General features: G+C 40.9%; 21 protein-coding genes. 20 read left to right on the top strand and 1 reads right to left on the bottom strand.

All coding sequences use genetic code 11. From position 1 onward, the window contains the following. Nucleotides 1–53: 53 nt before the first annotated feature. Nucleotides 54–1,412 carry a glutathione-disulfide reductase gene (gorA, locus tag C2M30_RS01385; RefSeq protein WP_105170413.1) on the bottom strand — a complete coding sequence of 453 codons (1,359 nt, stop codon included), beginning with the start codon at nt 1,410–1,412 and terminating at the stop codon, nt 54–56. A gap of 136 nt (nt 1,413–1,548) precedes the next feature. Between gorA and prlC the strand changes: the two genes are divergently transcribed. From prlC to alr, 20 genes are all read left to right on the top strand, one after another. Further along, nucleotides 1,549–3,585, top strand: coding sequence for an oligopeptidase A (prlC, locus tag C2M30_RS01390; RefSeq protein WP_105170414.1), 2,037 nt, complete (start codon nt 1,549–1,551; stop codon nt 3,583–3,585). A 97-nt stretch (nt 3,586–3,682) separates the two neighbouring features. Beyond that, nucleotides 3,683–4,891, top strand: a complete 1,209-nt coding sequence (locus C2M30_RS01395; RefSeq protein ID WP_105170415.1) for a response regulator transcription factor — start codon at nt 3,683–3,685, stop codon at nt 4,889–4,891. An 81-nt stretch (nt 4,892–4,972) separates the two neighbouring features. Continuing rightward, entirely contained in the window at nt 4,973–5,749 is a 777-nt protein-coding gene (locus tag C2M30_RS01400) for a class I SAM-dependent methyltransferase (RefSeq protein WP_105170416.1), read from the top strand. A gap of 46 nt (nt 5,750–5,795) precedes the next feature. Next, entirely contained in the window at nt 5,796–7,703 is a 1,908-nt protein-coding gene (locus C2M30_RS01405; protein WP_105170417.1) for a methyl-accepting chemotaxis protein, read from the top strand. Nucleotides 7,704–7,735: 32 nt separating this feature from the next. Further along, on the top strand, nt 7,736–8,209 hold the full coding sequence (locus C2M30_RS01410; RefSeq protein WP_105170602.1) for a peroxiredoxin: 474 nt from the start codon (nt 7,736–7,738) through the stop codon (nt 8,207–8,209). 297 nt (nt 8,210–8,506) lie between these two features. Then, on the top strand, nt 8,507–9,031 hold the full coding sequence (ftnA, locus tag C2M30_RS01415) for a non-heme ferritin (RefSeq protein WP_010561957.1): 525 nt from the start codon (nt 8,507–8,509) through the stop codon (nt 9,029–9,031). A gap of 262 nt (nt 9,032–9,293) precedes the next feature. Next, nucleotides 9,294–9,635 carry a 30S ribosomal protein S6 gene (gene rpsF, locus C2M30_RS01420; protein WP_010561955.1) on the top strand — a complete coding sequence of 114 codons (342 nt, stop codon included), beginning with the start codon at nt 9,294–9,296 and terminating at the stop codon, nt 9,633–9,635. Between the two features lie 17 nt (nt 9,636–9,652). Beyond that, complete coding sequence (gene priB / locus C2M30_RS01425; protein WP_038637364.1) at nt 9,653–10,000, top strand: primosomal replication protein N; 348 nt, start codon at nt 9,653–9,655, stop codon at nt 9,998–10,000. Next, complete coding sequence (rpsR, locus tag C2M30_RS01430; protein ID WP_010561953.1) at nt 9,975–10,202, top strand: 30S ribosomal protein S18; 228 nt, start codon at nt 9,975–9,977, stop codon at nt 10,200–10,202. The genes priB and rpsR overlap by 26 nt, the downstream gene beginning before the upstream one ends. A 36-nt stretch (nt 10,203–10,238) precedes the next feature. Continuing rightward, nucleotides 10,239–10,691: a 50S ribosomal protein L9 gene (gene rplI / locus C2M30_RS01435; protein WP_010561952.1), complete on the top strand. Its 453-nt coding sequence runs from the start codon at nt 10,239–10,241 to the stop codon at nt 10,689–10,691. Nucleotides 10,692–10,902: 211 nt separating this feature from the next. Then, a complete protein-coding gene (locus C2M30_RS01440) occupies nt 10,903–11,292 on the top strand; it encodes a type IV pilin protein (protein WP_105170418.1) in 390 nt (129 codons plus the stop codon). A gap of 2 nt (nt 11,293–11,294) precedes the next feature. Next, nucleotides 11,295–11,723, top strand: coding sequence for a GspH/FimT family pseudopilin (locus C2M30_RS01445; protein WP_158683294.1), 429 nt, complete (start codon nt 11,295–11,297; stop codon nt 11,721–11,723). Then, nucleotides 11,723–12,130, top strand: a complete 408-nt coding sequence (locus C2M30_RS01450) for a type IV pilus modification PilV family protein (protein ID WP_105170419.1) — start codon at nt 11,723–11,725, stop codon at nt 12,128–12,130. Before C2M30_RS01445 ends, C2M30_RS01450 begins: the two co-directional genes overlap by 1 nt. 2 nt (nt 12,131–12,132) lie before the next feature. Continuing rightward, nucleotides 12,133–12,651 carry a PilW family protein gene (locus C2M30_RS01455; RefSeq protein WP_105170420.1) on the top strand — a complete coding sequence of 173 codons (519 nt, stop codon included), beginning with the start codon at nt 12,133–12,135 and terminating at the stop codon, nt 12,649–12,651. Beyond that, nucleotides 12,651–14,399, top strand: a complete 1,749-nt coding sequence (locus C2M30_RS01460; RefSeq protein ID WP_105170421.1) for a DUF7305 domain-containing protein — start codon at nt 12,651–12,653, stop codon at nt 14,397–14,399. The genes C2M30_RS01455 and C2M30_RS01460 overlap by 1 nt, the downstream gene beginning before the upstream one ends. A gap of 143 nt (nt 14,400–14,542) precedes the next feature. Further along, entirely contained in the window at nt 14,543–15,112 is a 570-nt protein-coding gene (locus C2M30_RS01465) for an RNA polymerase sigma factor (protein WP_105170422.1), read from the top strand. After that, nucleotides 15,099–15,587 (top strand): hypothetical protein, encoded by a 489-nt coding sequence (locus C2M30_RS01470; protein WP_105170423.1) that lies wholly within the window; start codon nt 15,099–15,101, stop codon nt 15,585–15,587. The genes C2M30_RS01465 and C2M30_RS01470 overlap by 14 nt, the downstream gene beginning before the upstream one ends. A gap of 11 nt (nt 15,588–15,598) precedes the next feature. Beyond that, nucleotides 15,599–16,540, top strand: a complete 942-nt coding sequence (locus tag C2M30_RS01475; RefSeq protein WP_105170424.1) for a DUF4097 family beta strand repeat-containing protein — start codon at nt 15,599–15,601, stop codon at nt 16,538–16,540. Between the two features lie 94 nt (nt 16,541–16,634). Further along, nucleotides 16,635–18,014: a replicative DNA helicase gene (gene dnaB / locus C2M30_RS01480; protein ID WP_010561943.1), complete on the top strand. Its 1,380-nt coding sequence runs from the start codon at nt 16,635–16,637 to the stop codon at nt 18,012–18,014. Next, nucleotides 18,014–19,093 carry an alanine racemase gene (gene alr, locus C2M30_RS01485; protein ID WP_105170425.1) on the top strand — a complete coding sequence of 360 codons (1,080 nt, stop codon included), beginning with the start codon at nt 18,014–18,016 and terminating at the stop codon, nt 19,091–19,093. The genes dnaB and alr overlap by 1 nt, the downstream gene beginning before the upstream one ends. Nucleotides 19,094–19,095: the final 2 nt, after the last annotated feature.

Below are 19,095 nucleotides of genomic sequence, written 5' to 3' on the forward strand. Positions count from 1 at the left end.
TGATACCCTTTTTTGGTTTTCTATTAGCGTTAGAGCGACTTTTTACTCAGTTCCTAACGCATGGTCACAAATTCTTCTGAACCGGTTGGATGTATCGCCACAACTGAATCAAAATCAGCCTTGGTTGCACCCATCTTCATGGCAACACCAAACCCTTGGATCATTTCATCAACAGCAAAACCAATGCCGTGCAAGCCAACAATTTTCTCGTTAGGGCCTTGGCATACCAGTTTCATTTTACATGGTTGGCGGTGCTGCGTTACTGCGGTGTACATTGCTGTAAAGCTTGAGGTATACACTTTAATGTCATCATCACCAAACTGTTCGCGAGCCTCGGTTTCAGTTAAACCAATAGTGCCAATCGGTGGGTGGCTAAATACAACGGTTGGTACTAAGTTGTAGTCCATTTTGGCATTTGGCATTTCAGGGTTGAACAAGCGCTCAGACAATAAACGACCCGCTTTAACAGCCACAGGGGTAAGTTCAATACCGTTTTCAATAATATCGCCAACAGCGTAAACGCCTTGAGCTGAAGTACTTTGGAATTCATCCACTTTTACGTGGCCTGATTCTGTTAACTCAACACCTGCTGCGGCGATATTGATTTTATCTGTGGTTGGCTGACGACCAATCGCCCAAATAACTTGGTCAACATTAACGCTGTTACCATTTTCAAAATGCAGTGTTAAAGAGCCGTCAAATTCTTTAGTAACTTCTTTAGGCGTAGCGTTAGTGTGAAGAGTTGGGCCTTCTGACTCAATCACTTCCATAAGAGTATCAACGATGAGTGGGTCAAATGTGCGAAGCGGTGTATCACGGCGAACGCATAAATGCGTTTCAGTGCCTAAACCATGCATTACGCCTGCAAGTTCAACTGCAATATAACCAGCACCTACCACTGCTACGCGCTCAGGCTGCTCTTTTAATTCAAAAAAGCCGTTTGAATCGATACCGTATTCAGCACCTGGAATATTAGGAATGCTAGGGCGACCGCCAACAGCAACAAGAATATGGTCGGCAGTGTAGTGCTCACCATTTACTTCAATGGTTTTGTTATCTACAAATTTAGCAAAACCTTGAATTACGGTAACGCCATTTTGTGCTAGGTAATTGTCATAGCCATTATGAATGCGGCCAATGTAAGCTTCGCGGCTTTCAAGCAATTTAGACCAGTTAAACTCTTTGATTTCAACATCAAAACCATAGTCTGGAGCATAAAGCTTAATTGCCTCAGCTACTTGTGCACCATGCCACATTACTTTTTTAGGAACACAGCCAACATTTACACATGTACCACCTAGCGGGCCTGCTTCTACTAGGGCGACGTTTGCACCGCGCATTGCCGCTCGGTTTGCTGATGCAATACCACCACTGCCACCGCCGATAGCGATATAATCAAAATGCTTTGCCATTTGAAGTTCCTTAATTTTTTAAATCTTTGTTTTATCAGATATAGGTATTCTAACCGATAACACAATAGCCTAACTTGCAATTTTTATCGATTGCCCCAATCTAAATTAACAATGACAAATTAATAAGAAGCGTTTTATGACTAATCCATTAATTGGCCTTGAAGGGTTACCACCATTTTCACAAATTAAACCTGAGCATATTGTGCCTGCATTAAAACAGGGTATTGCGGATTGTAAGCAAACGATTGAGCAAGTATTAGCGCAAGAGTCGTATACTTGGGATAATTTTATTGCGCCATTGGGTGAAGTCGACGATAAGTTAACGCGTCTTTGGTCACCAGTGTCGCATATGCATTCTGTAGTAAATAGCGAAGAACTGCGCGCAGCCTATGATGAGTGTTTACCGCTTATCTCGGAATATTCTACCTTTGTAGGCCAGCACCAGGGGTTATTTTTAGCAACGAAAGCGATTGCCGAAAGCGATGAATTTGCAAACCTTTCAGAGGCGCAGCAAAAAGCGATTAACAATAGCCTGCGTGACTTCAAACTTTCAGGTATTGCGTTGCCTGAAGAAAAGCAAAAGCGTTACGGTGAGATTGTTGCGCGCCTATCGGAGCTTGCAGCTAAGTTTGGTAATAATGTGATGGATGCCACACTTGCTTGGCAAAAACATATTACAGACGAAGCGGATTTAGCGGGTTTACCAGAGTCTGCAATCGCACTTGCAAAACACACAGCCGAAAGTAAAGAGTTGGAAGGTTGGTTATTTACCCTCGACTTCCCATCGTACTTACCTGTGATGACCCATGCAGACAACCGTGAACTGCGTAAAGAAACTTATATTGCATTTAGTACTCGAGCGTCTGATCAAGGCCCAAATGCTGGTGAGTTTGATAACAGTGCCATTATGGCCGAAGAGCTTGCGCTTAGACATGAGCTGGCGCAATTGCTCGATTTCGAAAACTTTGCAGATAAGTCCTTGGCAACCAAAATGGCAGAATCGCCACAGCAAGTGTTCGATTTTTTAAATGACCTTGCAACAAAATCAAAACCACAAGCAGAAGCTGAACTTGCTGAACTGACGGCCTACGCAAACGAAAAGCACGGTATTAGCAAGTTAGAAGCGTGGGATTACACCTATTACAGTGAAAAGCTTAAGCAGGAAAAATACGCCATTTCAGATGAAATTCTGCGCCCATATTTCCCTGAAAACAAAGTGCTCAGTGGCTTGTTTGAAACCGTAAACCGCTTATTTGGTATTGAGGTTAAAGAAGTACAAGGTGTTGATACGTGGCATAAAGATGTTCGCTTTTTTGAGATTTTTGATAGCAGCGGCGAAAAACGCGGTTCATTCTATTTAGACTTGTATGCACGCGACCATAAACGCGGTGGCGCGTGGATGGATGATTGCATTGGCCGTAAAGTGCGTGCTAATGGTGACGTACAATTGCCTGTGGCTTATTTGGTATGTAACTTCAATAAACCGGTTAGTGATAAACCAGCGTTATTTACACACTACGAAGTAACCACTTTATTCCATGAGTTTGGTCATGGTATTCACCATATGCTAACGCAAGTGGATGTGGGCGCGGTTTCGGGCATTAATGGTGTGGCATGGGACGCCGTTGAATTACCAAGTCAATTTTTAGAAAACTGGTGTTATGAAGAAGATGCTCTGGCGTTTATTTCGGGTCACTATGAAACAGGTGAACCATTGCCGAAGGATTTACTTGATAAGCTATTGGCTGCAAAAAACTATCAATCAGCAATGATGATGATTCGCCAATTAGAGTTCTCATTATTTGATTTCCATATTCATGCTGACTACAACCCATCAAATGGCGATGAAATTCAGACAATTTTAAATAAGGTGCGTGATCAAGTATCGGTTGTTAAAGCGCCGGAGTTTAATCGTTTTCAACATGGCTTTAGTCACATTTTTGCTGGTGGTTACTCGGCAGGATATTACTCGTATAAATGGGCCGAAGTGCTTTCTGCTGATGCATTCTCTCGTTTTGAAGATGAAGGCATTTTTAATGCAGAGACAGGCCAATCATTCTTAAATAATGTATTAGAAATGGGCGGCTCAAAAGAGCCTATGGAACTATTTGTTGCATTTAGAGGGCGAGAGCCAAATGTAGATGCCTTGCTGCGCCATAGCGGTATTCAATAAAATCTAATAAGCCGCTAAAATTTAGCGGCTTTTTTTATGCATTTCATTTGGTTAAGTCTATGCTTAATTTTAGCTAATAAATAATATAGGTTTAGGCATGTTAACCAGTGTACTTGCTATTGATGATGACAAGCTAATCCACCAAATAATCGAAAAAACGCTCACCGATAATAACCAAGTAAGTCATGCATATAATGGTGAAGAGGGCATTAAAATGGCAAGGGATACTCATCCCGATATCATTTTGCTCGATGTTGAAATGCCAGGTATTAATGGGTTTGAAGTATGTAGCAAGTTAAAACAACAACTTGATACCCAAGACATTCCAATCATGTTCTTATCGTCTCGTAGCTCTCTTGAAGAGCGCATCAAAGGCTATAATTCTGGTGCAGATGATTACATCGTTAAACCATTTGAAACAGAAGAATTATTAGCACGCATTAAAGTACTTCACCAATATAAAAAGCAGTCACAATTATTAAAGCAAGATATAGAACAAGCGCAAAATACTGCCGCAATCGCAATGACAGATTACAGCGATATGGGGCGCGCTATGCGGTATGTAAGTCAAACTTACGGTGTTAAGTCACTTACGCGCCTTTCTGAGTGTTTATTTGAGTTTTTTTCACCGCTTAATTTAAATGTTGTCACAGCGTTTTGGTTTGAAAGTGGTAACGAATTTTTCTCCAACAATAGCGCGGTATGCCCTCTTGAGAAGGAGTTGATGCTCAACGCGAAAGAAGGCGAGCGGTTTATCGATTTTGGTTCGCGCACAATTATTAACTACCCAAATGTCTCTTTGTTAGTAAAAAATATGCCTGTAGATGACGCGCCACTTTATGGTCGTTATAAAGATTTGTTTCCATATATTTTGGAAGCAACAAACGCCAAGCTTGGTACACTCGAATTGCATAATCAGTTATCGGAGCAAGCGCAACAAATCACTAAAACGTTTGAACTGGTCGACAGTACACTGCGTGCACAGCTACAAAGCTTGTATAACAACAGTAAAGTGTCGGTTGAGTTAATCGAAACCCTATACCAGCGCTTTTGTGATACTGTGCCGCGGTTGGCGTTAGAGTCAGATCAAGAAGAGTATATTTTAGGCTCAGTAGAAGAGACTGTCGAAAGTTTGCGCCATCACTTAACGGTTGGTGATGAAATTCAAAGCTCATTTAATGAAGTGATGACATACCTTGATCACATTATGAAAGAGCGTGAAAAAATACTTGAAAGACTCGAACAAGAACAACAAAGAGAAGAAATTAACGAAATTACGTCGCAGGACGATATTGAGCTATTTTAACAAGTTTGCATTATTCGCGTATAAAAATACTTTGCTAATCACTATAATGTTGTCATCTCAATATTTAGCAATGGATTTTCTGTGTTAATTGCTAACAGCATTCCTGAACAAAAAGACTACCTTGAACAGCTTGATAAGCGCTTTGCGTTATCTGAATGGTTATCGAGCAATCCGTTATTTTCCCTTCACTATGATCACGATGGATTGGCATTAAGCAAAAATGATGAGCCAAAATTGGGGGCGATTCGTGTTGATTTTGTAACAGGTGCCTCTGCACACAGACGTAAATTTGGTGGTGGTAAAGGGCAGGCTATCGCTAAAGCAATTGGTTTAAACAAGGGCAAAGGCATCACACCGCATGTACTTGATGGCACAGCCGGACTGGGGCGTGATGGTTTTGTTTTGGCATCGCTTGGCTGTACAGTGACGTTACATGAGCGTCACCCAGTTGTTGCTGCACTTCTATTTGATGGCTTAGAGCGCGCGTATCTTGATGCCGAAATTGGCAGTTGGATGAGCGAGCGTATGAAAATGGCATTCGGTTCGAGTCACCAGTTGTTGCCAGATACTCATAGCGAAATTGACGTAGTGTACCTCGACCCCATGTTTCCACACCGTGAAAAATCAGCGGCGGTGAAAAAAGAAATGCGGGTGTTTCAATCATTAGTTGGTTCTGATTTAGATGCTGATGAATTGTTAGCGCCTGCGTACCAGTTAGCATCGAAACGAGTTGTGGTAAAACGCCCTGATTACGCGCCATTTTTAGCTGAAAAAACGCCGTCAATGCAAATCAAGACTAAGAAAAATCGCTTTGACGTTTATGTCAAAGCAGCGATGACTGAAACAAAAACGTCATAATAAAGTCATATACTCGCAGGGCAAGTTAATAGATTTAGAGTGCCCTATGCGCGTTTCAAGTTTTACCCGATTACTTTTAGTCGTTTTAAGTGCCATCAGTATTGCGCTTGCTGCTGTACTTTTGTGGGCAAGCCAAACAATAAACACCCTTAATCAACAAACCGTTTCGTACAATCAGCTTAAAAATATGGTTGTAGTCGATTTAGCGAATAGCCTGCAAGATTATTTAACTTATGGTGATAACCAGTACTTAACTTTGGCAAAGTCACATATTGAATCGGTTGAACAAAAATTAACGATTTTACCGGCCTCTATTTCGTCCTCTTTGCAAGCGCAATTAACACAGCTACAAAGCGGCATTGACGGAAAATACTTGGCACTGGGTAAGTTAAGCGGTAATAAAAATGCATTGATTGACCATGCGCTTAATGAAATGGCAGATTATGCCAGTGCTTTAAGTCAGTACGCGCAAAAAGCGCAAAGCTCAAATGGCCAAACACGTTTTTATGTATTGGCAAATGCCTATCAAACAAATGTCGTGCAACTGGTTATCGCATTGAAAGAAAATAATTTAGAAAGTACCAATTTAGTGCTGGCTGAACTGACACGAGTTGCAAAAGAGATTGAAAACCTACCCTTATTAGGTGTTTTTGACCCTAATATTGATGAAGACGAGCTAATGCTAACGGGCGATGAGCCTGAAGACCTTGGTGAAGAGATCCAAGCTGAACTTGTTAGTTTACCCAATCGTTTGCCAAAAGAGTTGGCAAATACCAAGCGTTTAAATGAACAACGTGAGTTGGGGATTTCATCACTTCGAGAAGAAATTAGTACGTTAACTAACAGCATTTTAACTGCTGAAAAACAACTGCGTGATGAGCAGGCATTAATCGAAGAACGCGTGTTTTATACCTTGTTAGTGGCGGTTGTAGGGCTATTTGTGATTGCGGCAGTGGTCTATTTTACACAAAGAAAGCAAGTGCTTACACCTGTGAGGGCACTCAGAAACGCATTTTCTAAGCTAATTGAAAACGATAATTTAGAGCATATTCAAACAGATAACCCAAAAACTGAAATGGGTGAAATTGCGCAGTACTTTAATCAGTTGATTGAAAAGCAAAAATTAGAAGCACAAGAACGCGCTGAAACTTTGCAATTAGTGAGCGACTTTTTAGCAAATATGAGTGAGCAGCTAAAAGTAATGCTAACGGCGTCAGAGCAATCGATAGAAGAAGTTGTGCAAAGCGAAACTCTGTTGAGTCAAGTGACAGAAATTGGCGAGCAAGTTAATGATATTAACGGCACGGTAAAAAACAATGCGGAACTAACATTCAGTGCAATGGAAACCAGTGTAAGTCAATCTGAGTCGATGCTGGTGGCGAGTAATAAGACCCAACAACAAGTGCAATCGGGTATGGATTCGATGGATCAGTTACTAAAAGGCGTAAGTGATGTGGCGTCTGTTCTCGAAGTTATCAACTCCATTGCCGAGCAAACCAATTTACTTGCGCTTAATGCCGCGATTGAGTCGGCGCGCGCAGGTGAACATGGACGAGGATTTGCCGTGGTCGCCGATGAAGTAAGGCAGCTTGCGAAGCAAACCCAAAGCTCATTGCAAAGCATAAAACAACAGTTAGACGGTTTAACCTTAAGTTCACAGCAAGTTTCGCAACAAATGGGCGAGCTAGCAGACAATGCAAGCCAGCAAACAAAATCGGCAACACAACTAAAAGAAACCGCGAGCAGTGTTGCGGATAATGCGCTATCAGCCTCTGAAGTAGCAAATCAAGCAAGTAGTTTTGCCCTTGAACAAAGTAATTATTTGAATGAGTTTTCGCGCGCGATGTCACAGCTTAAAACGCGTGTGCAGCAATCAAATACGCAAGTACAAGGAATACAAAGTGATTTAGAGCAGAAGATGGTTCAAATTCGTCATTCTTTAGGTCTACAATAGTGGGTATTCGCCTACAATTGGAAGACACAAATATGATTGAAACGAACCAAACACTGCCAAACCATACATTTAACCTATTAACTGAAAATGGTATGACTACGCCATCGACTGCTGATTTATTCGCAAATCAAAAAGTAGTGATGTTTGCAGTACCGGGTGCATTTACTCCAACCTGTTCAGCAAGGCATTTACCGGGTTTTGTTGAGAATTTTGATGCATTTAAAGAAAAAGGAATTGACCGCATTATTTGTATTTCAGTTAATGATGCGTTTGTAATGAAGGCATGGGGTGATGCACAAAGCGCAGCGAATATTGATATGTTGGCAGATGGTGATGGCGCGTTCACTAAAGCGTTAGGGCTAGGTAAAGAGACAGGTTTATTTGGTGGTTATCGTTCACAGCGTTACGCCATGCTTGTTGAAAATCAAACGGTTACTCAATTGTGGCTAGAAGAGCCTAAAGCCTTTGAAGTTTCAAGTGCAGAAGCTGTTCTAGCGAACCTCTGAAACAAATAAGACTTGTTTTTATTACCCTTTTATTCACGTTTTTCTTTAATTAAATTAAGTAGTTAATTGCCTTGCAATTAGCTGCTTAACGCTTACAATGCGGACTTTTAAACCAATTCTGTTACGTGTGTAATTAAATACAGCGCAGGATAAATGAAATGCTAACAAAGCGATATTGTTCTTATGGTGTTATTTAACATCGATAAGTTTAGGTGCAGTTAGTATTTGTTTAATCTGTTAGTTCCTAGCAATTAAATGAATTGGTATTAGTTAATCTATTTCGTCGTGGAGTCAGTTATGTTAGCACCTGCAATGGTTGAAAAATTAAACGAGCAAATCAATTTAGAGTTTTATTCATCAAACCTTTATTTACAAATGAGTGCATGGTGTGAAGATAAAGGGTTTGAAGGCGCGGCAGAATTACTGCGTAAGCACGCGTTAGAAGAAATGGATCATATGAATCGCTTATTCACTTATGTTAGTGAAACTGGCGCGATGCCAATTTTAGGGTCGATCGCTGCTCCACCACATGAGTTTGCGTCGTTAGGTGATGTATTTCGAGAAACACTGGAGCACGAGTGTCAAATCACCAAAGCAATTAATGAATTAACACACGTTGCGTTTACTACTCATGATTATTCAACATTTAACTTTTTGCAGTGGTATGTTGCTGAACAACATGAAGAAGAAAAGCTGTTTAAAGGTATTTTAGATAAAATTGAATTAGTAGGCGAAGACGGTAAAGCATTATTCTGGATTGATAAAGATCTTGCTGAGCTTGCGAAAAAAGGCACTACTTCAATTATGGAGCCAGGCGCTTAATTAGTCTGTTGTTATAAGGGGGCAGGTTTCAGAAGCTTTGCTGAACCCTGAACCCTGAACCCTGAACCCTGAACCCTGAACCCTGAACCCTGAACCCTGAACCCTGAACCCTGAACCCTGAAATTCTCTTAAAAATTCTATTTGCACTCTGCAATCAATGTGCGTAAAATGTGCGCTCTTTCGACCATTTAAACTTTGTTTTCCTTGCCTTAAACCGACCGGTCGAAACGGTACGAGGCTAAATTAACCGTAAGGAATACCCATGCGTCATTACGAAATCGTATTCATGGTTCACCCAGACCAAAGTGAGCAAGTTCCTGGTATGATCGAGCGTTATACTGGTTCTATCACTGAAGCTGGTGGTCAAATTCACCGTTTAGAAGACTGGGGTCGTCGTCAACTGGCTTACCCAATCGAAAAGCTTCACAAAGCACACTATGTTCTAATGAACGTTGAAGCACCAACTGAAGTAATCAACGAGCTTGAAACTTCTTTCCGCTACAACGATGCAGTACTACGTAACCTAGTTATGCGTACTAAAAATGCTGTAACTGAAGCTTCTCCTCTTGCTAAAGAAGAGAAGAAAGAAGCTGCAGAAGCTTAATCGTTTTTGAGACTTGTATGACTGATAACCAGTTCGTTTTGTCTGGCACGGTTTGTAAAAAACCTAAATTCAGTCAAAGCCCAGCCGGAATACCACACTGTATTTTTGTGTTAGAACACAAATCTACGCAAATGGAAGCAGGACTTAATCGTAGTAGTTATGTTCGCATTCAAGTGGTTGCCAGTGGCGAAGGCTTAAAACAACAAACTCAAGATATTGATATGGGCACGCAACTTACTGTACGCGGTTTTATTAACCGTCACGAAGGCCGAAATGGCGTGAGTCAGTTAGTGTTACATGCTCATCATATTGAAAGAATTACTATTGGAGATTTATCTCATGGCACGTTACTTCAGACGTCGTAAGTTCTGCCGCTTCAAAGCGGAAGGCGTACAACAAATCGATTATAAAGATCTAGCTACTCTTAAAAACTACATCACAGAAAGTGGCAAAATCGTACCTAGCCGTATCACAGGTACTAGCGCTAAATATCAGCGTCAACTAGCTGCAGCTATCAAGCGCGCACGCTACTTAGCCCTTCTTCCATACACTGACTTACATAAGTAAGCAGCGGTTTAACTAGTTTTTAAAAGGTGTAGAGACATGCAAGTTATTCTACTAGATAAAATCGGTAACCTTGGTGCGCTTGGCGACCAAGTTTCTGTAAAAGCAGGTTACGCACGTAACTTCCTTTTCCCTAAAGGCAAAGCAGTTCCAGCAACTAAAGCTAACATTGAATCTTTCGAAGCACGTCGTGCTGAGTTAGAAGCTAAAGTAGCTGAAGAACTAGCAGCATCACAAGCTCGTGCAGAGAAACTAGAAGCGTTAGCTGAAGTTACTCTTGTATCTAAAGCTGGTGACGAAGGTAAGCTATTCGGTTCTATCGGTACTCGCGATATTGCTGATGCTATCACAGCTGTAGGCCTAGAAGTTGCTAAATCAGAAGTTCGTCTACCTAACGGTACTATCCGTGAAACAGGTGAATTCGATGTAGCTATCCAGCTTCACTCAGAAGTAACAACTACTATTAAAGTAATTGTTATCGCTGAAGCTTAATCAAGTTTCTTGATTAGTAAAAAACCGAGCATTTGCTCGGTTTTTTTATGCCTGTAATTCCCTCCTTGCAGACTCCTTTATCATGCCTAAGTGTTCACCTACATTTACAAAAAGAAATTAACATATAACTGAAAGGTATTGATTTGCATGAATATTGCGCGATAATGACAGCGTTGTCATGTTTTTGGCATGTATTTTAGGGGGATACAAAGTGAGAAAAAGGCACTTACTTAAAGGGAGTGGTTTTACGTTAGTAGAACTGATGATAACCGTTGCCATTATTGGTATTTTGCTAGCGGTTGCGTTGCCAGCTTATGGCGACTACGTAAAAGATGGGCGAAGGGCTGAAGCGCAGCAGTACCTGATGCAACAAGCAGGAGTACTGGAACGTAACTATACGCGCTTAGGTCGATACCCTAATGAACAAAATATCACATTTAAAGCATCAGATTATTATGCCTACACTTATAAGCCTGAAAATGATACCGAGTTTTCATTAACAGCGGCACCAAAAGGGGCGCAAGTTGGTGATAAATGTGGTTCACTCTCTATTAATCAGCAAGGTGTTACATCTGCTGCTTTAGCATCATGTTGGCAATAATTATGAAACGTCAGTCAGGTTTTACACTTATTGAGGTTGTGACTGTGGTTGGAATTGTGGGTATTTTATCTGCAGTTGCTACACCAAGTTTTATTCAATATATCAAACAAGACCGCTTAGTAAGCACGGCTAATGAGCTTATGAGTACGTTCAAAATGGCGCGAAGTGAAGCGATTAAGCGTGAAAAAATCGTCACCTTAACAGCGCAAGGCTCTAAGTGGTTAGCCAGTATTGATAATCAAACATTTGTTGTTTTTGATAATGATCTAACTGGAGTCGTGGTATCTGGTGTCGCTACACAAACAATTACACCGCTGGGTGAGTTTCCAGTCACTAGTATTGATATTAGTGATCGCGATGGTGATACGACAGATCGCTGTTTCCGTGTATATGCCAGTGGACAAAGTAAGATTGAAAAAGGGAATTGTTAATGAGCAAAATACAAAAACACACAAACCAAGCCGGATTTTCGCTTGTTGAGGTAATGGTAGCACTGGTTGTTTCTAGTTTTGCTTTATTAGGTATGGCAGCTGGACAATTGCAATCACTAAAATATGCCTCTAACTCATTTGACTACACTTTGTCACTTCTACAAGCAAATAATGCCGTTGAGCAAACTTGGGCGAATTTATGCGATTTACAAAAAGGCAATGTTGCATTTGCTGATGTAACTCCTGATGCTCAATTTAACAAATATACAATTGATTTTGAGAATAACTTCAACAGCGATTTTTTTCGCGTTGGCGTGAGTTGGTCTGACAAGCGAATCAATGATAATAATTTAGCAAATCGTGTCGAAATTGAAGCTAGTTTTCCTGATATTTCTGGGAGCTGCTAGCAATGATTAAATATGTAAAAAATGGATTTACGCTTGTTGAGCTGATGGTAGCTTTAGCGGTAAGTAGTTTTTTGATGGCTGGTATTTCCTATGTGTATATCGCTATTAGCCAATCAGTCGACACTTCAAAAGAGCTCGAAAACGCGCAAGAAGTTTTAAGGTATAGCTCGGAAGTATTTACCCGAAGTTTAAAACAAACTAAAACGATACCCACAACTCCTAATGCAAATACCATCGTAGTTGAGCAAGCAACTTCAGGTGCGACCGCATGCAATAGTACTAAGCCAGCAGTGCCTTTTATCGAGACCTTTACTTTGATTGATAGTCAATTACGCTGCCAGGTAAATGCTGCCGATGAACAAGTTTTATTAACTGGCCTACAAGATATTAGTTATCGCATAAATGGTAATTTGGTAGAGATCACATTAGTACCTGAGAATTTAAATGTGGATATGCTCGCAAATGGATTTCGAATAGATATTGCTCTTAGCGGCAAAATACTAGAAGAGGCATTGAATTAATGAATAAGCAAAATGGTTTTACCTTACTTTCTGTAATGATATTAACCACAATGACGAGCATTATCGTATTGAGTTCATTGCGTGATAACTTTATTCAAGAACGTTTAACGGGTAACTATCAAAAGAAAATGAATGCCCGCTTAGTGTCTGAGAAAGGGATTTTTGAGACACATAAACGTGTAATTGAAGAATTGAGTAAAAATCCCGATGCAACCATTGCGGAATTAATAAACGATACCTTAGGTGAAAATCCTTATATTACTGGCAGTGCAGAAACCGATAATATGTCTTATGCTGCTCAGTTAGGTGTTAACAGTGACGGCTTATTAGAGTTAAGCAGTGACGGTAAGCGCTTTGAAGGCGCCAATAACACAGTTGCACTTTTTGAACTGGTAAATAAAGGTGCTGCGTCTGCTTTTTCTTCTGGTTTAATTGGTTGTGAAGGCGTTACATCTACTGCTGGTGGTCGAATAGATGCCTATAACTCCAGTTTAGGGGCATATTCTCGTGAAACATCGATCCCTGCATCAACGACTACCACTATTCATCAAGATAGTCATGTGACGTTGAGTGGTGGCGCCAGTGTTTGGGGCGATGTGAGTGCAACTGGTAATATTAAATTGTCTGGCGGTGCAACAGTTTATGGTGATGTACATGCAAATGGCAATATAACCATTGATGTAGGCCCACAAAATGGACGAAAAAGTGATGAAATGCCTGAAGGAGAGACTATCTATATTTCTGTATCTGGAGATGTTTTGTCAAACGGGGACGTTACTCTTGTACAAACTCAAATAGGTGGTGTTATTCGGGCTGAAAAAAATCTAACGCTAGGCAACGGTCGCTTAAATGAGGTGCTAAACCGAGATAATAATGGTAAAGATATTATGTACGGAGGAACACTTACGACTCCTAATTCTTTGCCTTCACAGTACAATCAAGATGGTTTGTTATATACCGACTCTACATTTAAGGTACTTCCAAATGTGCCAACAGTGCCATCACGTCCGCCTGATAGTGAAATTGATGAAAACTTTGATACTACAGATCCAGCAAAAAACTGTGATCCAATTGGTATTGATAACAATATGAGTGAATACAAAGAGCTTGGCTTAGAATCGCTTGCTTTGAGAAGTGAAAATTCAATTTATACGCTGTATGAAAGGTCATACACAGCTCCATCACAAGCGCCAGGTTGGGGCGAATCATTTCCCAGTTTATCAACAAGAAATGAGCAATTACCTACTGGTGAAAGCGTGCCAATGTTCAAAGTTAAGGATCTACTGCTTAATGGTGGAGCATTAAAAATTGCTGCAAATAATGACGTTTATTTATTTGTTGATGGTGACTTTACCTTGACTACAAGTGGGTCTTCAAAATTAGAAATTGAGGATGGCGCTAGCCTTACTTTATTTGTAACGGGCAAAGTTCATATTCAAAAAGGTGTGGTCCAGACTGAAGGTATAACTGAATCAGGTAACCCTGTCTTCTCAATCTACTCATCTTACCAAGGTGAAGATGGTGTAAAAGTAAATGCAACTGGTGATTTTTATGCTGCTATTTATGCTCCAAAAACAGATGCGTTGGTAAAAGCAAGTGGTTCTACAATGGGGTCAATTCGTGCCAAAACAGTATCTATTGATGGTGCAGGAGGTTTTCACTATGATACTAAGTTAGGTGAAATTGGTAATGTATCTACCTGTTGTGGTGCAACAAAGCTCGTCTTCAAAGGCTGGCGCTACTTATAGCCAAATATAACTATCTATTAAAACGCTCTTTTTTAAAGGGCGTTTTATTTTTCTCAAAAAAATTTATTTTCATTTAAACCTTTCCAAACCCTTCTTACGTCTAATAAAGTAATCAACAAGAAAACAACACTAGGGAAGTAAATGTGTTAATTGATGCAGAGCAGCGTTTTGTAAAAGAACAAGAAGCAAACTTTGATCTGCAGTTAATCGAAAAAGTGAATATGGGCGATAGGCAAGCATTCCATGACTTGTATAACCGTCACTATAAACGCGTTTTTGCACTTACTTTACGTTTAACCGCAAATGAAAGCCTTGCTGAGGAAGCACTTCAAGAAGTGTTTGTTCAACTATGGCAAAAGCTATCGAGTTTTGATGGCAAAGCAAAATTTACTACCTGGTTACACAGTGTAGCGGCAAATATCACTATTAGTTATTTGCGTCGGCAAACCAATTGGTTGCAAAAAGTTGTCAGTTTTGAACAGTCGGGTATGCCAGAACAAGAAGTGGATATGTGCCACGGTTTAAACGGATTAGATAAATACATAGTGCGACTACCAGAAAAAGCGCGACTTGTATTTGTATTGTTCGCGGTAGAAGGGTATCGCCACGAAGAAATTGCAGAACAGCTAAATATGGCTGTGGGCTCTTCTAAAGCGCAGTACCACAGAGCACGTAGTTTATTAAAAGAGTGGATGAGTAATGAAACAGACTAATTTAGACAAAATGCTAGATGAAGCAGTTGCTCAATTGCCAACTGAGGTTAGCCCTAAAAAAGATTTATGGCAGGGCGTGGAAAACGCGATTGCTAATCAGCCAACACAGACAAGTAAAAAGTCTCATGTTTGGCAGCAAGTTACCGCGTTAGCTGCGTGTATGTGTTTAGGTTTACTGAGTTATCAAGTGTTTTTTAACCAACAAAGCAGCCAATATGAGGCGGGCTTAAAAGCGATGACGCAAACCTTTAAACATGAAAAGCAAGCCTTGCTTGTAAAGTACAGCGATCAAAAAGCCCTTGCTGATAATTGGCAGGCGCAATTAGCAGAGTTAGAAGAAGCAGAAAAAGCGATTAAGTTAGCGTTAGAAAATGAGCCAGAAAACGCCACATTACTAAGAATGTTGTCGCAGGTTTACCAGCAACAACTCGATTTAATTAACAAGGTTCATGAGCCTAGCTGGCAACGAGTTTAAGAGGAAGTGTTATGAAATTATTAGCTTTTGTTTGTAGTAGTTTATTATCGTTTTCATTGATGGCCGGCGAGCTTATCGATAAAACCATTGATGTACCAAGCAATAACAAAATATATATTGAAAATGATCAGGGCGAAATTATCCTAAAAGGCTGGGATAAGCAGCAAATGCAAGTTTCGGGTACCCTTGATGACCGGGCGGATGGTTATATCTTCCGTAACAAAAAAGGCGGACGTACCGAGTTTATTGTGGAAATGCCAAATCATTACAGTCGTAAAGACGGTAAAGGGTCTAAGCTCACCATCTTTGTGCCAAAAACACATTTAATCAATATCGAAAGTGTAAACGCCGACATGGATATCACAGAGCTTAGCGCAGGCATTGTACTGGATACGGTAAATGGTGATATTGATATTCAAGATGTTACGGGTCGTATCAATCTTGATACCGTGAATGGCGACATTAAATCACACAACCTAAACGGTCAAATTCGTATCGAAACGGTTAATGGTGATATTCGCGATACCAATTCACAAGGTGATATGCGTTTTGAGGCAGTAAATGGTGATTTAAAAAGTACAACGCTGAGTCAAGATATTCGCATCGAAAGCGTTAATGGCGATGTAGAAATTAACGCTAATACAATTAAAAGCTTTGAAATTACAACGGTAGGCGGAGAAGTTGAAGTTGCTATGAAAGCTTTGAGCCGTGGCGCTAATATTCAAGCTGAAACAGTTAATGGTGATATTTTGTTTAAATTACCGCGTGACTTATCAGCAGATGTTGAAATAGCAGCTCACGCTGGTGGTAAAATTAGAAATGGTCTATCAAAAGATAAACCTAAAAAAGCAAAATATGGCCCATCAAGCTCACTTGAATTTCAACTGAAAGATGGTGATGTTGAAATAGAAATTGACACGGTAAATGGTCGTATTGAGTTAAAATACAATTAATCATCGCGCATATTTAATAAAGCCCAGCTCAATGCTGGGTTTTTTTATTGGTTCTGGTTAGAATAGCTAGATTCTCTTCGAGTTAAATCCAGTCATGGCAAAAGCAGATAAACAGTTAGATACCTTAAAAGTCCCTCCGCATTCAATTGAAGCTGAACAGTCGGTGTTGGGCGGCCTAATGCTTGATAATGAAGCATGGGACCGTGTTGCCGAGCGAGTTGTAGCGCAAGACTTTTATACCCGCACGCACAAGCTCATTTTTGAAGCGATGGAAAAGCTAGTTGAAAGCGGTCAACCCATCGATTTAATTACTATTTCTGAAACATTAGAAAAAACCAATGAGCTGGATTCAATTGGTGGATTTGCTTATCTAGGCGAAATCGCTAAAAACACGCCAAGTGCGGCGAACATCAATGCTTACGCTGAGATTGTACGCGAGCGCGCAGTTGTTCGTGAAATGATCCATGTGGCCAATGAAATTGCTGATGCAGGTTATAATCCTGAAGGGCGAGATAGTCACGACTTACTCGATTTAGCTGAAACCAAAGTATTTAAAATTGCTGAGCAACGTACAAAAAGCTCAGATGGCCCGCAGAATATTCATAATATTCTGGAAAAAACCATCGACAAAATTGAAGAGTTATATCAATCACCGCAAGACGGTGTAACAGGTGTAAGTACTGGTTACAGCGATTTAGACAAAATGACGGCGGGTATGCAACCGTCAGACTTAATCATCGTTGCCGCGCGTCCTTCAATGGGTAAAACCACCTTTGCCATGAACCTTGCAGAGCATGCTGCGATGACGCAAGACAAGCCAACGCTTATTTTCTCGCTAGAGATGCCGTCAGAGCAGATTATGATGAGGATGCTGGCATCCCTTGGTCGTATTAACCAAACCAAAGTGCGCACCGGTCAGCTTGATGATGATGATTGGGCGCGTTTATCGTCAACTATGGGATTGTTAATTGAAAAAGGCAAAATGTTTGTCGATGACTCATCAGGCCTAACACCTACCGAATTGCGTTCACGTGCGCGTCGTATCGCTCGTGATCATGGCGGTATTAGCATGATTATGGTGGATTACCTTCAGCTTATGCGAGTGCCAAGCTTACAGGACAACCGAACATTAGAAATCGCCGAAATTTCACGCTCACTCAAAGCCTTAGCAAAAGAGCTTGAATGTCCGGTTATTGCACTCTCTCAGTTGAACCGTACACTAGAGCAACGTGCTGATAAACGTCCAATCAACTCCGACTTACGTGAATCGGGTTCAATCGAGCAGGATGCCGACTTAATCATGTTTATTTATCGTGATGAAGTTTATAACGAGGATTCAACCGATAAAGGCGTCGCTGAAATTATTATTGGTAAGCAGCGTAACGGTCCAATTGGTAAAGTACGCTTAACCTTCCAAGGTCAATTCTCGCGATTTGACAACTACGCTGGACCTGCAGTGGATGATGAGTATTAATGCGACTCGCTTGCGCCGAAATCAATTTAACAGCGTTAAATCATAATCTAGCGCGAGTAAAAGAGCTTGCGCCGGGGTCACGCATTATGGCTGTGTTAAAAGCCAATGCTTATGGTCATGGTTTAGTGACTATTGCGCAAAATCTAGTTGACGCAGATGCTTTTGCGGTTGCCAGAATTGACGAAGCCTTGGCGTTACGCGCAGGTGGTGTAATTAAACCAATCGTGCTGTTAGAAGGGGTTTTTCGCGCGGAAGATTTAGCGATTGCGGCAACCAGTAACTTTAATGTTGTGGTGCATGATGAAGCGCAGCTAGTTATGCTTGAAAACGCACAGCTTGCAAGCCCAATAACAGCATGGTTAAAACTTGATACCGGCATGCACCGTTTAGGAATTGAGCCAAGCCAATGTCATGATATGTACACGCGTTTAGAGCGCTGTGTTAGTGTGGCTGAAAATATTAAGTTAATGACCCACTTTGCTTGCGCAGACGATCTTGACGACCGTAAAACAACTGAGCAAATGGCGCTCTTTTTCGATAGTATTAAAGGAAGAAATAACGAACTGTGCTTGGCAAATTCAGCGGGCATTGTTGGTTGGCCAAATAGTCATTGTGATTGGGTTAGACCTGGCTTAATGCTTTATGGCGTATCACCAATGATCGATTCAACAGGGCAAGATCATCAATTAACCGCAGTAATGCGATTAACCAGCAGTATTATTGCTATTCGTGATGTAAAAGCGGGTGAAACGGTTGGTTATGGCAGTGCCTGGCGTGCAGCGAGCGATACTCGAATAGGTGTGGTGGCAATGGGTTATGGCGACGGCTACCCAAGACATGCGCCAAATGGCACACCAGTGATGATTCAAGGTAAGCGCTTTGCGATTGTTGGTCGTGTGTCGATGGATATGATCACCGTAGAACTTGGCGATGACGACTTAGTAGTGCTAGGTGATGAAGTCGAGTTATGGGGACCAAATTTGCCAGTTGAGCAAATTGCGCAGTTTGCAACGACCATTCCTTACGAACTTCTGTGCAACATAACCCCTCGGGTTGAATATAAGTATATCCAAGAATAGTT

Origin of the sequence: Pseudoalteromonas sp. T1lg24, assembly GCF_002964745.1 — a bacterium.
Taxonomy (GTDB): Bacteria; Pseudomonadota; Gammaproteobacteria; order Enterobacterales; family Alteromonadaceae; genus Pseudoalteromonas; species Pseudoalteromonas spongiae.

What these genes read in the sequence shown, in the direction of transcription:
- gorA (WP_105170413.1), bottom strand. Translation starts at nt 1,412, where the DNA reads ATGGCAAAGCATTTTGATTATATCGCTATCGGCGGTGGCAGTGGTGGT.
- prlC (WP_105170414.1), top strand. Translation starts at nt 1,549, where the DNA reads ATGACTAATCCATTAATTGGCCTTGAAGGGTTACCACCATTTTCACAA.
- C2M30_RS01395 (WP_105170415.1), top strand. Translation starts at nt 3,683, where the DNA reads ATGTTAACCAGTGTACTTGCTATTGATGATGACAAGCTAATCCACCAA.
- C2M30_RS01405 (WP_105170417.1), top strand. Translation starts at nt 5,796, where the DNA reads ATGCGCGTTTCAAGTTTTACCCGATTACTTTTAGTCGTTTTAAGTGCC.
- C2M30_RS01410 (WP_105170602.1), top strand. Translation starts at nt 7,736, where the DNA reads ATGATTGAAACGAACCAAACACTGCCAAACCATACATTTAACCTATTA.
- ftnA (WP_010561957.1), top strand. Translation starts at nt 8,507, where the DNA reads ATGTTAGCACCTGCAATGGTTGAAAAATTAAACGAGCAAATCAATTTA.
- rpsF (WP_010561955.1), top strand. Translation starts at nt 9,294, where the DNA reads ATGCGTCATTACGAAATCGTATTCATGGTTCACCCAGACCAAAGTGAG.
- priB (WP_038637364.1), top strand. Translation starts at nt 9,653, where the DNA reads ATGACTGATAACCAGTTCGTTTTGTCTGGCACGGTTTGTAAAAAACCT.
- rpsR (WP_010561953.1), top strand. Translation starts at nt 9,975, where the DNA reads ATGGCACGTTACTTCAGACGTCGTAAGTTCTGCCGCTTCAAAGCGGAA.
- rplI (WP_010561952.1), top strand. Translation starts at nt 10,239, where the DNA reads ATGCAAGTTATTCTACTAGATAAAATCGGTAACCTTGGTGCGCTTGGC.
- C2M30_RS01445 (WP_158683294.1), top strand. Translation starts at nt 11,295, where the DNA reads ATGAAACGTCAGTCAGGTTTTACACTTATTGAGGTTGTGACTGTGGTT.
- C2M30_RS01450 (WP_105170419.1), top strand. Translation starts at nt 11,723, where the DNA reads ATGAGCAAAATACAAAAACACACAAACCAAGCCGGATTTTCGCTTGTT.
- C2M30_RS01455 (WP_105170420.1), top strand. Translation starts at nt 12,133, where the DNA reads ATGATTAAATATGTAAAAAATGGATTTACGCTTGTTGAGCTGATGGTA.
- C2M30_RS01460 (WP_105170421.1), top strand. Translation starts at nt 12,651, where the DNA reads ATGAATAAGCAAAATGGTTTTACCTTACTTTCTGTAATGATATTAACC.
- C2M30_RS01470 (WP_105170423.1), top strand. Translation starts at nt 15,099, where the DNA reads ATGAAACAGACTAATTTAGACAAAATGCTAGATGAAGCAGTTGCTCAA.
- C2M30_RS01475 (WP_105170424.1), top strand. Translation starts at nt 15,599, where the DNA reads ATGAAATTATTAGCTTTTGTTTGTAGTAGTTTATTATCGTTTTCATTG.
- dnaB (WP_010561943.1), top strand. Translation starts at nt 16,635, where the DNA reads ATGGCAAAAGCAGATAAACAGTTAGATACCTTAAAAGTCCCTCCGCAT.
- alr (WP_105170425.1), top strand. Translation starts at nt 18,014, where the DNA reads ATGCGACTCGCTTGCGCCGAAATCAATTTAACAGCGTTAAATCATAAT.